Raw genomic sequence first — 12514 nt, 5'->3', positions numbered from 1 at the left:
GGGTGTCTCGACGGCTCAGGCCCGGCCCCGCGCCAGCTCGGCCAACCGGGCGAGGGCCTTCGGGAAGACCTCGGCGGGCGGGGTGACCAGCCCGGCGCCGACCTGGCCGACGCCGGCGACCCTGCCGGCCATGCCGGTGTTGATCTGCGGGAGGATCCCGGTGCGGCACACCAGGGAGACGTCGATCCCGGTGGGCGTGCCCTGGAACTCCAGGACCGGCACGGTCCAGCGCGGGTTCTCGCCGAGGGTGATCTCGTGCATCCGCCGGGTGGTCGCGAGCGCGTCCGGCACTGAGCCGCCGACCAGCCGCACGATCGCGGGTGCGGTGGCCATGGCGAAGCCGCCGATGCCGGCGGTCTCGGTGATCGCCGAGTCGCCGATGTCGGGGTTGGCGTCGTCGGGGCCGTAGCTGCCGAGGAAGAGCCCGTCGGCGAGCTGGGCCGGGCCGGTGAACCACTCGTCGCCGGTGCCCGCGACCTGGATGCCGAAGTCGGTGCCGTTGCGCGCCATCGCGACGACCATCGTGGAGCCGTCGATGCCCCGGGCGGCGTCGAGCGCCAGCTTGCAGGCGGGCATGGCGAGGTTGAGGAAGAAGTGGTCGTTGCCGCCGACGAACCGCAGGCCCTCGGCGATGTCGGCGGCGTCCATGCCGCTGGTGACCATGGCGGGGGAGAGGTCGCGCAGCAGCATCAGGGTGCCCGCGCGGTTGCGGTTGTGGGCCTCGTCGCCCATCTGCAGCATCTGGGTGAGGATGCCGGTGACGTCGACGGGACCGGCGGCGCGCACGGCCCGCTGCAGCAGCGGCCCGAGCACGTCGCCCATCCAGCGCAGCCGGGTCAGCACCTCGGGTCCGTAGGCGCCGTACCGCAGCACCTTGCCGAGCCCCTCGTTGAGCGAGCAGTACGTACGGCGACCCGTGGCCGCGTCCTCGAGCACGAACATCCACATGCTCGGCGTGACGACGCCGGCCATCGGACCGACGGTCGAGCGGTGGTGGCACGGCTCCAGCGAGACGTTGGCGCCGGACTCGAAGAGCGCCACGGCGTCCTCGGGGTCCTCGACCAGCCCCTCCAGCGCGGCCCCGGCCATCAGTCCGCCGCGGAGCGGCCCGGAGGCGCGCTCCCAGGCGATCGGCGGGCCGGCGTGCAGGAACTCGCCGCGCTGCAGGCCCAGCACCTCGGACGCCGGTGCGACGTCGACCAGGGTGGCCGTCACCCCGAGCACCGCGGCGAGGGCGCGCTCGTTGGCGGTACGACGCAGCGGGTCGGCCGCGACCGTCGCGAGGTGCGCCTCGGTGCCGCTCATCGGCGGTCGCCAGTCGACCCGGGTGACGGGCGTGGCCTGGTCGGCGATCGCGTCGGCGAGCAGGTCGGCGCCGACGTTGACGACGGCTTCGGGGGTGCTCATGCGCGGTCTCCCAGCAGCTCGAGGGCGCGGCGGGTGGCGCCGGCGTTGGACAGGTGGACCTCGGCGCCGGCCGCGACCAGTGCGTCGACCTGACGGGCGCGACCCTGGGGGTCGCCGGCGGTGCCGACGACGGCGATGACCACCGGCTGGCTCACCGTCGAGACCGCCGGCGCGAGCAGGGCGGCCGGGTCCGGCTCGGCCCCGTGCCCGAGCACCACGTCGAGCAGCAGCACCCCGGTCGCCGGGTCGGCCGCCGCCCGGGCCAGGTGCTCGAGGCGCAGGGTCGGGTCGATCATCGGGTGCGCCCGGCCCGAGGTGTAGTCGTCGTCGCCGAAGTCGACGAACGTGTGGCCGGCCCCGGTCCCGGCGATCAGCTGGGCCTCGCTCTTCAGGGTGCCGCCGACGAACAGCCCGCGGATGACGCCGCCGTCCGTCGCTCCGGTGGTCGAGTCCGGCGCCACCCCGGACACCGGCCACGTCGGCACGTCGCGGCCGAGCCGGCGCAGCACCGCCTCGGCCGCGGCGGTCAGGTCGGGCCGCCCGTCGCCCAGCAGCGCGAACTCGACCGGGGTGGCGAGCGCCGCGGCGTACGCCTCGATCTCGGTGGCGACGTCGGGTGCCGGCGGCTTGGAGACGACCACGATCAGCTCGACGCCCGGGTCCTGGTCGAGGCGGCGCAGGGCCTCGCGGGTCGAGGCGCCGCGGACCTCGGCGGAGAGGTCACGCCCGCCCACCCCGAGGGCCGAGGTGACCCCGACGCCCGCGTGGTCGAGGAGGGCGAGCAGCTGCTGGCAGCCGGTGCCGGAGGCGGCGACGATGCCGACCGGGCCCGGGGAGACGACGTTGGCGAAGCCCAGGCCGAGACCGCCGACCACGGCGGTGCCGCAGTCTGGCCCCATCACCAGGACCCCACGCTCGGCGGCCGCGCGCTTGAGGGCGACCTCCTGCTCGACGGGCACGTTGTCGCTGAAGACGAGCACGTCACGTCCGGCGTCGACCGCGTCCATCGCCTCGACCACGGCGCTCGGACCCGGCACGGAGACCACGACGATCGCGTCGTGGCCCGGGGTCCCAGCAGCGCGGCGCAGCGCAGCGGCCGTGGTGCGCGGCGGAGCGATCTCGGTCGACCCCTCGACCCGGCGGTTGGCGTCGCGCAGCGCCTGGTCGACGCCGGCGAGCGCCGCCGTGAGGGCGTCGGCGTCGGCCAGGCGCAGCGCGACGACGAGGTCGTTGGTGCTCGCCTCGGGCGGGACCTCGAAGCCCATCTCCGTCAGCACCTCGATGTTGAGGGCCGTCGCCATCGCGACCTGGGCGGCGAGCACCCCGTCGAGGCCCTGCACGGCGCGACTGACCTGGAGCAGGGTGACCGAGTCGGCGTACGCCCCGGGTCGTAGCTCCACGTGGTTGCTCGGCGGCGTGGTCATGCGGCTCCTTCGAGAGGGACGAGGTGGTCGAGGGCGACGCGGGCGCCGTGCAGCAGCCCGCGTCCCGAGGTGTGGCCGACGGCCGCGAGCCGCGTGGCGAAGTCGGGCTCCTCCGGCGTGCCGATCGCGGCGAGCCACCGGGCGAACTCCGGGATCACCTCGCCGTGCATCGCGCAGTCGAGCAGGGTCGCGGACAGCAGCGTGGTGCGGTCGAGGCAGGCGCGGACGGCGGTGTCGACCTCGTCGGTGGCGACGCCGGCGGCGCGGTGGGCCGCCAGCCAGCCGCAGAGCACGTCGTCGTCGTACGGCGTCAGCCCGTCGCCGCGCCCGACCATCGCGGCGACGTCACCCGGTGGCGGGCCGGGGGTCGTGGCGCGGGTGCGCACGCGGGGCACCCGGACGTCGACCACGCGGCCGACGGGCAGGGCCTCGCCGTCGAGGTGGAGGACGCCGTCGTCGATCCGTGCGCAGCGGGCCTCGGGCAGCGACGGCACCGCGGCGCGCAGGCCGCACGGCACGGCGGTCGCGCGACGGGAGAGCACGCCGAGGCAGCGACCGGCGACCTCGACGTACACGGCGTCGCGCCCGCGGTGCAGCACCGGCACCGGGCCATCGGGCGCCGAGGACAGCAGCGCCCGCACTCGCGGAGGTGCGCTGACCGGGATCACCTTCCCGACGCTATCGGGGGCGATTACGGTTTGGGGATGTGAGGTTGTGCCAACGCCTACGCCGAGGGAGTGCAAGTGTTGATAAGCGGTGACCGGGAGGAGCTCGCGAGTGCGGCTCTGGCGCGCATCGACGCCCTCCACACGGCGTTGACCCAGATCGTGCTCGAGGGCGGGAACCTCGACGGCATCGCGGCCGAGGTGAGCCGGGTGCTGGGCGTCGGCGTCGCCGTCACCTCGACCGACGGTCGGGTGCGCGCGGAGGCGCTGGGCGGCGACCACCAGGCGCTGCTCGCGGAGAAGGACCTGGTCGATCCCACCGGCCGGGTGCGGGTCGAGCGGATCGGCGACGGAGCCGGGCACGTGTCGCGGGTAGCGGCGGGGGGTGTCGAGCTCGCCCGCCTGGTGGCGGTGAGCCGCGAGCCGATCCCGCCCGACGACGTCCACGCGCTCGAGCGCGCCGCCGCGGTGGCCGCGCTGCTGATCACCCGCGAGGCCGCGGTCGCGGCGGTCGAGAACAAGTACCAGGGCGACTTCCTGCGCGACCTGCTGCTGCGGCGGACGGCGGCGCCCGCGTACGTCGCCGAGCACGCCGAGACCTTCGGGTGGGACCTCACCCGGCCGATGGTCGTCGTGGTCGCCGAGATCGACCCGAGCGACGACCTGGTGTCGGGCGCGCGGCGCCGGCAGTGGCAGGAGCGCTTCTCGGCGGCGTGGCGGCAGGTCGCGACCTCGGTCGCTCCCGACATCGCCACCGTCGACTTCTCCTCCGAAGTGGTCACGCTCCTGCCGCTGGCCGAGGAGGACATGGGCCCGGTGGCGGGCGACGACGTCGTACGACGCGCCGTCACCGCGGTGGCCGGGGACAAGGGCGGCGGGCGGCGCCCGTTCTCGGTCGGCGTCAGCCGGGTCGCCTCCGGCATCGAGGATCTGCCGACGGCGTACGCCCAGGCCCGGCGGGCCGTGGAGGTCGGGCGCCGGATCCGCGGCGGTGGGTCGACCACCTTCTTCGACCAGCTCGGCGTGCACCGGCTGATCGCGCTGATCCCGGACACCCCGACCGGGGCCGCCGAGCTGGGTGCGTTCGTCGACGACGTGCTGGGGCCGCTGGCCGAGGCGACCACCGAGGCCGCCGACCTGCGCGAGACGCTGCAGGTGCTGCTGGACACGAACTTCAACGTCGCCGAGGCCGCCCGCCTGCAGTTCTTCCACTACAACACGATGCGCTACCGGGTCTCCAAGCTGGAGCGGCTGCTCGGTCCCCTCTCGACCGACCCGCACCTCCGGCTGGACGTCGCGGTCGCCCTGCGGGTCCTCGAGATCACCGCGTGATCACGCCTCGGTTACGTCGTGGTCGGTGCGCCGACGCGCCCACAACTGATGCCAGCCGGAGCGGCGTTCCTTCGGCATCTGTCGCCGTCGAGGGTGTGTCATGGGCCTCACTAGGTTGAGCAGGACTCAGGGCCTGACCTGACACCGAAAGGGTGCTCACATGTCGATGTTCAAGTGGGACGTAGTCGATCCGGAGCCCGGCGAGGCCGTCGGTCCCCGCCAGCGGCTGCCGTGGGGCAAGACGGTGGGCGTCGGAGCCCAGCACGTCGTTGCCATGTTCGGGGCGACGTTCGTGTTCCCGATCGTCATGGGGCTCGACCCGAACCTCGCGATCCTCTTCTCCGGCGTCTGCACGATCCTCTTCCTGCTGGTCACCAAGAACATGGTGCCCAGCTACCTCGGCACCAGCGCGTCGTTCGTCGCCGGCGTCGCGGCGATCCGCGCCCAGGGCGGCGACTCCGCCGACGTGACGGGCGCGATCCTGGTGTCCGGCCTGGTGCTGCTGCTCGTCGGCGTGCTCGTGCACTTCGCCGGGTCCCGTCTGATCCACGCGGTGCTCCCACCCGCCGTGACCGGTGCGGTGGTCATGCTGATCGGCTTCAACCTCGCCCCGGTCGTCGCCAGCATCTACTGGCCGCAGGACCAGTGGGTGGCCCTGCTGACGGCGACGTTCATGGTCGTGGCGGCCTGCCTGTTCCCCGGCTTCTGGTCGCGGATCGCGGTGTTCCTCGCGCTGATCTTCGGGTACCTGATCTCGTGGCTCTTCGACAGCGTCTTCGGCCAGATCAACTCGCCGAACTCACTCAACAACATGACCGTGGAGGACCACGACCGGGTGACCTGGAGCGGGGTCAAGGCGGCGGACTGGATCGGCTTCCCCAGCGGCAAGCTCGCGGACGGCGTCGACGTCGTGCACGGCCCCAGCCTCTCCCTGACCTTCATCCTGCTGGTGCTGCCGGGCGTGATCGCCCTGATCGCCGAGAACACCGGACACGTCAAGGCGGTCGCCGAGATGACGGGTGAGGACCTCGACCCCTACATGGGCCGCGCGCTCGGCGCCGACGGTGCTGCGACCGCGCTGGCCAGCCTCTTCGGCGGCTCGCCCACCACGACGTACGCCGAGAACATCGGTGTCATGGGTGCGACCAAGGTCTACTCGACCGCGGCGTACTACGTGGCGGCGCTGGTCGCGATCCTGCTCGGGTTGTGCCCCAAGTTCGGGGCGGTCGTCAGCGCGACGCCCGGAGGGGTGCTCGGCGGGATCACGGTCGTGCTCTACGGCATGATCGGCCTCGTCGGCGCCAAGATCTGGGTCGAGAACCGCGTCGACTTCGGCAACCCGGTCAACCTGGTCGGACTCGCTGCGGGCATCATCGCCGGCATCGGCGGCGTGACCCTGAAGATCACCGACGACTTCTCGCTCAGCGGCATCGCGCTGGGCACGATCATGGTGATCGTCTACTACCACCTGGTCAACGCCCGCGGCCGGCACACCGATCGCACCTCCGGAGAGGTGACCAAGGTCCTGTGAAGCCAGCACCGTTCGACTACCGCCGGCCCGCGACGCTCGCCGAAGCGGTCGCAGCCCTGGCCGGCGAGCCGAACGCGAAGGTGCTGGCCGGCGGCCAGAGCCTGGTCCCGTTGCTGTCGATGCGGCTCGCGGCCCCCGCGATGCTCGTCGACATCAACGGGATCCCGGGCCTGGACGCGATCGAGGTCGTGACCGATGACGGGGTCGGCGGCGTCCGGGTCGGTGCGCTCGCCCGGCACGCCGCGGTCCTCGCCTCGCCCGAGGTGCGCCGCGTGCAGCCGCTCGTGTCGCTGGCCCTGGCCAACGTCGCGCACGCCACGATCCGCAACCGGGGTACGACGGTCGGCTCGATCGTGCACGCCGACGCGGCCGCCGAGATGCCCGTCGTCCTGTCGTTGCTCGCCGGTTCGCTGGACGTCGAGGGGCCGGGCGGACGCCGTACGATCCCGGCCTCCGAGCTCTACCTCGGCCCGCTCGAGTCGTCGGTGGGCCACGACGAGATCGCCGTGTCGGCGTACTTCCCGGCGCTCGCGCCGGGCGCCGGCGTCGCCTTCGAGGAGATCGCGCGCAGGCACGGCGACTACGCCCTCGTGGGTGCCGCCGCACTGGTGGACGGCGACTCGGTGAGGGTCGGCTACCTGTCGGTGAGCGACGTGCCGACCGTCGTGGACCTGAGCGGCGTCGCCGACGACGACCTGGGGGAGGCCGCGCTCGCGCAGCTCGATCCCGCAGCAGACATCCACGCCAGCGCCGCCTACCGCGCGCAGCTGGTCCGCGTGCTCACCGGGCGCGTGGTTCGATCGGCCCGAGCGTTCGCGGAGGAGGGCACATGACCGAGGAGCTCCACGACGTACGCCTCACCGTCAACGGCCACACCCACGAGATCCGGGTGCCCGCACGGCGGCTGCTCTCGGACGCGCTGCGTCACGACCTCAGGCTCACCGGCACCCACGTCGGCTGCGAGCACGGCGTCTGCGGCGCCTGCACGGTCCTGGTGGACGGCGCGCCGACGCGCGCCTGCCTGATGTTCGCGGTCTCCGCGGTCGACACCGAGATCACCACGGTCGAGGGGCTCACCAACCCCGACGGCTCCCTCGGCCCGGTGCAGCAGGCGTTCAAGGAGTGCCACGGGCTGCAGTGCGGCTTCTGCACGCCGGGCTTCCTGACCACGATCACCGCCGGCCTGCGCGACAACCCCACGCCCACGCACGAGGAGGCACGCGACATGATCGCCGGCAACCTGTGCCGCTGCACGGGCTACCAGAACATCGTGAAGGCCGTGGAGAGGGCGGCGGAGCTCTCATGACCACCAAGCTGATGGGCCAGAAGGTCCAGCGCGTCGAGGACCAGCGCCTCCTGCGCGGCCTGGGCCGGTACGTCGACGACGTGGCGGTCGAGCAGGACGTGCTGCACTGCGCGGTCCTGCGATCGCCCCACGCACACGCCCGGATCGTCGACATCGACGTGGAGGCGGTGCTCGACGTCGAGGGCGTGCACGCGGTCTTCACCTGGGAGGACCTGGCGTCCTGCACGCCGCAGATGGCCGAGCCGCTGCCGCTGCTGATCCCGCACCCTGCGCTGACCCACGGCCGCACGCAGTACGCGCTGGCCAAGGACGAGGTCAACTACGTCGGTGAGGCGATCGTCTTCGTCGTCGCTGACGACCGCTACGTCGCGGAGGACGCCGTCGGGCGGATCCGCGTCGACTACGAGCTCCTGCCTCCGGTGGTCGGGATCGACGCCGCGCGCGCTGCGCGGACGCTGGTGCACGAGGACGTGCCCGGCAACGTCGGCGCCCGCCTCGAGCAGCACGTCGGTGACGCACCGGCCGCGATCGCCCGGGCGCCCCACCGCCTGGAGCTCGACCTCACCGTCGAGCGCAGCGCCTGCATGCCGCTGGAGGGCCGCGGCACGGTCGCGCGCTGGGACCCCGACCTCAACCGCCTCCAGGTGTGGACCTCCACGCAGAGCTCGACCGGCGTCCGCGCCGCGGTCGCGGTGAAGATGGGGCTCGACCTCGGCCAGGTCGACGTGATCACCCCCGACGTCGGCGGCGGCTTCGGCGTCAAGATCAACCACCCGTGGCCCGAGGAGCTCCTCGTCCCAATGGCGGCGAAGGCGCTCGGTCGCACGGTGAAGTTCACCGAGGACCGGCGCGAGCACTTCATCTCCGCGGCGCACGAGCGCGGCCAGGTGCAGCACATCGAGGTCGGCTTCGACGACGACGGCCGGCTGCTCGGGCTCGACGTGGAGTTCTGGCACGACCACGGCGCGTACACGCCGTACGGACTGATCGTCCCGATCATCACCTCCACCCAGCTGCTCGGTCCCTACAAGCCGCAGAACTACCGCGTCGTCTTCGAGTCGATCTACACCAACACCGTGATGGTCACGCCGTACCGCGGTGCCGGCCGGCCGCAGGGCTGCTACGCGATGGAGCGCACGATGGACGCGATCGCGGCGTACCTCGGCAAGGACCGCACCGAGGTGCGGGCGGCGAACTTCATCCAGCCCGACGAGTTCCCCTTCGACCAGGGGCTGATCTTCCAGGACGGCCGCGAGCTGGAGTACGACTCCGGCGACTACCCGGCGATGCTGGAGAAGATCAAGGCACTGGTCGGCTGGGACGAGTTCCCGGCGTTCCAGGCGGAGATGGCGGCGCTCGGCCGGCGGGTCGGGATCGGGCTCGCGTGCTACGTCGAGGGCACCGGCGTCGGCCCCTACGAGGGCGCGCACGTGCACGTCGAGACCTCGGGCAAGGTCAAGGTCGCGACCGGCCTGACGACCCAGGGGCAGGGCCACGCCACGGTCTTCGCACAGCTCGTCGCCGACGAGCTCGGCGTGAAGTTCGAGGACGTCGAGGTGGTCACCGGCGACACCCGGCGGATGCCGTACGCCGTCGGCACCTTCGCCTCCCGGGCGGCGGTGATGAGCGGCTCGGCGATCCACCTGGCCGCCAAGCGGGCTAAGGAGAAGGCGCTCAAGATCGCGGCCGAGGCGCTGGAGGCCGACGAGAAGGACCTGCAGATCGTCGACGGCGTCGTGTCCGTCAAGGGCTCGCCGGGCACCTCGATCGATCTCGGCACCGTGTCCGTGCTGTCGAACCCGCTGCGCTACGCCTTCGACGAGGCCTCCAAGGCCGCGACCCAGTTCTCCGTCGGCGATCCCGGCAAGCCGCCGGTGCCCGAGGACGACGAGCCCGGCCTGGAGGGCAAGGACTTCTACTCGCCCGAGCGCGCGACGTTCGCCTCCGGCATGCACGCCGTGATCGTCGAGACCGACCCGGAGACGGCCGAGATCACCATCCTGAAGTACGCCGTCGTCCACGACTGCGGCCACCTGATCAACCCGATGATCGTCGAGGGTCAGATCCACGGTGGTGTCGCGCAGGGCGTCGGCGGAGCCCTCTACGAGCGGATGGCGTACGACGAGTCGGGGCAGCTGCTCAATGCGTCGTTCATGGACTTCCTGATGCCGTACGTCACCGAGGTGCCCGACGGGATCGACATCGACCACCTCGAGACGCCGTCACCGCTGAACCCCCTCGGCATCAAGGGCGCCGGCGAGGCGGGCGTGATCCCGTCCGCCGCCGTCTTCGCCGCCGCCATCGAGGACGCGGAGGGGATCGTGATCACGGCGATGCCGATCTCGCCGTCCGAGCTGTACGCCCTGCGACTGGAGAACTCATGAAGATCGCCGGATCCAACGTCGTCCCCTACCCCGTCGAGACGGTGTGGGAGGCGATCCTGGACCCCCGCGTGCTGGTGGCCACGATCCCCGGCTGCGAGCGGCTCGCCGCGACGGGGGACAACGCCTACGACATGACGGTCACCGCCGGCGTCGCCGCGATCAAGGGCACCTACCAGGGCTCGTGCGCGCTCTCTGACCTGAGGTCCCACGAGTCGCTGGTGATGCGGCTCTCCGGCGCCGGCGCTCCGGGCACCATCGACGCCACGGTCCAGGTCCGCTTCGGCGAGGCCGAGCCGGGCGTGACCCGGATCGACTACGAGGCAGACGCCGTCGTCGGCGGCATGGTCGGTGGCGTCGGCCAGCGGATGCTGACCTCGGTCTCCAAGCGGATGGCGGGCGAGTTCTTCGGCAACGTCGCGTCCGCGATCGGTCACGGCCCGTCGACGGTGGCCGAGCAGGGCGGAGCGCCGGCCCCGAGCGCTATCGGGACCTCCGTGGCCGACGCGGCCCCGGCGGCGGTCTTCACCGCCCCGACGAAGGCGGGAGGCGTCTCGTCCCAGGACGACTTCCTCAAGGGCATCGCGGTCGGAGCCGGGCTCGTGGTGCTGGGCGTCGTCGTCGGGCGGCTCTTCGGGCGCCGATGACGATCTCCGTCGAGTCGACCGCGCGCGACCAGGTCGCCGCCGTACGACGCCGCGAGATCTCGGCGCGCGAGCTGCTCGAGCTGCACCTGGAGCGGATCGCCGTACGCAACCCCGAGCTCAACGCGATCGTCTCCCTCGACGAGGAGCGCGCCCGCGCCGGAGCCGCCGCGGCCGACGAGGAGCTGGCGTCCGGCGCGGAGGTCGGTGCGCTGCACGGGCTGCCGTTCGCGTTCAAGGACACCCACGGTGTGGCGGGGTGGCGCACGACGTACGGCTCACCGCTCTTCGCCGACCACGTCGCCGAGCACGACGACCTGATCGTGGAGCGTGTGCGCCGGGCCGGCGTCGTGGTGCTCGGCAAGACCAACGTGCCGGAGTTCGCCGCCGGCTCCCACACGTTCAACCGGGTCTTCGGCCTGACCCGCAACCCGGTCGACCCGACGCGCTCCGCCGGTGGCTCGTCCGGGGGAGCGGCGTGCGCGCTCGCGTCGGGGATGGTGCCGCTGGCCGACGGTTCGGACATGGGCGGGTCGCTGCGCAACCCGGCGTCGTTCTGCGGCGTCGTCGGCCTGCGGCCGTCGCTCGGCCGGGTCCCGGAGTGGCCGCTCTACAACCAGTGGGAGACGACGTCCGTCGGCGGACCGATGGCCCGCAACGTGGGCGACCTGGCCCTGCTGCTCTCGGTCATGGCCGGCCCGGACCCGCGGGCCCCGCAGGCACTGACCGACGCCGGCGCGTCCTTCGGCCCTCCGCTGGCGGGCTCGCTCGCCGGGCTGCGCGTGGCGCTCTCACCCGACCTCGGAGGCGCCTTCGAGGTGGACACCGAGGTCGCCTCGATCGTCTCCTCCTCCGCCGCTGTCTTCACCTCCGCCGGCGCGTCGGTGACCGATGCCCACCCCGTGCTCGCCGAGGCCGACGACACCTTCCGCACCCTGCGCGCCTGGCACTTCCAGGCGAAGTTCGGCCTGATGCTCGCCGCCTCGCCCGACGAGTTCAAGCCCTCGCTCGCCGACAACATCCGGGCGGGGGCGTCGCTGACCGGAGCCGACGTCGCCCGCGCGTACGCCCAGCGGACCGCGCTCTCCGACCGCATGCGCGACTTCTTCACGGCGTACGACGTCCTGGTGCTGCCGGTCTCGCAGGTGCCGCCCTTCCCGGCCGACCAGGAGTATCCGGCGTCGATCAACGGCCGGCCCATGGACACCTACCTCGACTGGATGCGCGCGGCGTACTTCATCACCGTCACCGGCTGTCCCGCCATCTCGGTGCCCTTCGGTACGACGGTGGACGGCCTGCCGGTCGGCATCCAGATCGTGGCCCCTCACGGGCGGGACCGGTCCCTGCTCGAGGTCGCGGCCGCCTTCGAGGCCGCGCTCGCGTGAGTCGGATCGGCTCGGCACGCGCGCTCTGTTGAGGGCGGCAGGTCCGGTGGTCGAGGGGGCGCGCCAGCGCCGTCTGGAAGCGGCGCGCGCCCCGGTGGTTGAGGGGGCGTGCCAGCGCCGTCTCGAAACCCGCCTGTCTCGGTGGTTGAGGAGGCGCGCCAACGCCGTCTCGAAACCCCGTACCCCCGGTGGTTGAGGAGGCGCGCCAGCGCCGTCTCGAAACCCCCGCAGCGCAGGCAGGGCAACGTGCGCGCAAGTTGTCGGACTTATCGGCCTATTGGCGTCGGGTGAAGGTGACTTTCCCGTTGTGGTGCTTCTGCATCTCGTACGTCGGGTCGTGGGCTCGGGCGTGGTGTCTTGGGCAGAGGAGTCCGGCGTTGTCGAGGTCGGAGGCGCCTCCGTCGGTCCATCTGGTCCAGTGGTGGGCGTGGCACATCCA

The 12514-nt window shown here is 72.6% G+C and carries 11 protein-coding genes; 7 read left to right on the top strand and 4 right to left on the bottom strand.

Going from position 1 to position 12514, the window contains the following annotated elements:
• Nucleotides 1-15: 15 nt before the first annotated feature.
• Genes N542_RS0102500 through N542_RS0102490 form a run of 3 tightly spaced genes read right to left on the bottom strand, consistent with a single transcriptional unit; the run spans nucleotide 16 to nucleotide 3499 of the window.
• On the bottom strand, nucleotides 16-1407 hold the full coding sequence (locus N542_RS0102500; protein WP_028642587.1) for a DUF1116 domain-containing protein: 1392 nt from the start codon (nucleotides 1405-1407) through the stop codon (nucleotides 16-18).
• Nucleotides 1404-2831, bottom strand: a complete 1428-nt coding sequence (locus N542_RS0102495; RefSeq protein ID WP_028642586.1) for an FdrA family protein — start codon at nucleotides 2829-2831, stop codon at nucleotides 1404-1406. Before N542_RS0102495 ends, N542_RS0102500 begins: the two co-directional genes overlap by 4 nt.
• On the bottom strand, nucleotides 2828-3499 hold the full coding sequence (locus N542_RS0102490; RefSeq protein ID WP_155992827.1) for a DUF2877 domain-containing protein: 672 nt from the start codon (nucleotides 3497-3499) through the stop codon (nucleotides 2828-2830). Before N542_RS0102490 ends, N542_RS0102495 begins: the two co-directional genes overlap by 4 nt.
• Nucleotides 3500-3568: 69 nt before the next feature.
• Between N542_RS0102490 and N542_RS0102485 the strand changes: the two genes are divergently transcribed.
• From N542_RS0102485 to N542_RS0102455, 7 genes are all read left to right on the top strand, one after another.
• Nucleotides 3569-4828, top strand: a complete 1260-nt coding sequence (locus N542_RS0102485) for a PucR family transcriptional regulator (RefSeq protein ID WP_081794985.1) — start codon at nucleotides 3569-3571, stop codon at nucleotides 4826-4828.
• Between the two features lie 160 nt (nucleotides 4829-4988).
• Nucleotides 4989-6359 (top strand): uracil-xanthine permease family protein, encoded by a 1371-nt coding sequence (locus N542_RS0102480; RefSeq protein WP_197025836.1) that lies wholly within the window; start codon nucleotides 4989-4991, stop codon nucleotides 6357-6359.
• Entirely contained in the window at nucleotides 6356-7192 is an 837-nt protein-coding gene (locus N542_RS0102475; RefSeq protein WP_028642582.1) for an FAD binding domain-containing protein, read from the top strand. The genes N542_RS0102480 and N542_RS0102475 overlap by 4 nt, the downstream gene beginning before the upstream one ends.
• Nucleotides 7189-7665, top strand: a complete 477-nt coding sequence (locus tag N542_RS0102470) for a (2Fe-2S)-binding protein (protein WP_028642581.1) — start codon at nucleotides 7189-7191, stop codon at nucleotides 7663-7665. Before N542_RS0102475 ends, N542_RS0102470 begins: the two co-directional genes overlap by 4 nt.
• Nucleotides 7662-10049, top strand: coding sequence for an aerobic carbon-monoxide dehydrogenase large subunit (gene cutA, locus N542_RS0102465; RefSeq protein WP_028642580.1), 2388 nt, complete (start codon nucleotides 7662-7664; stop codon nucleotides 10047-10049). Before N542_RS0102470 ends, cutA begins: the two co-directional genes overlap by 4 nt.
• Entirely contained in the window at nucleotides 10046-10693 is a 648-nt protein-coding gene (locus N542_RS0102460) for an SRPBCC family protein (protein ID WP_028642579.1), read from the top strand. Before cutA ends, N542_RS0102460 begins: the two co-directional genes overlap by 4 nt.
• Entirely contained in the window at nucleotides 10690-12075 is a 1386-nt protein-coding gene (locus N542_RS0102455; RefSeq protein WP_028642578.1) for an amidase, read from the top strand. Before N542_RS0102460 ends, N542_RS0102455 begins: the two co-directional genes overlap by 4 nt.
• A gap of 274 nt (nucleotides 12076-12349) precedes the next feature.
• Here the strand turns inward: N542_RS0102455 and N542_RS28345 are convergent, their stop codons facing one another.
• Nucleotides 12350-12511, bottom strand: a complete 162-nt coding sequence (locus tag N542_RS28345) for an HNH endonuclease (RefSeq protein WP_331279569.1) — start codon at nucleotides 12509-12511, stop codon at nucleotides 12350-12352.
• Nucleotides 12512-12514: the final 3 nt, after the last annotated feature.

Origin of the sequence: Nocardioides sp. URHA0020, assembly GCF_000620705.1 — a bacterium.
In the GTDB taxonomy this organism is placed as follows: Bacteria; Actinomycetota; Actinomycetes; order Propionibacteriales; family Nocardioidaceae; genus Nocardioides.
The sequence above is the reverse complement of the archived record's forward strand: the minus strand, read 5'-3'. Positions and strand labels throughout refer to the sequence as shown.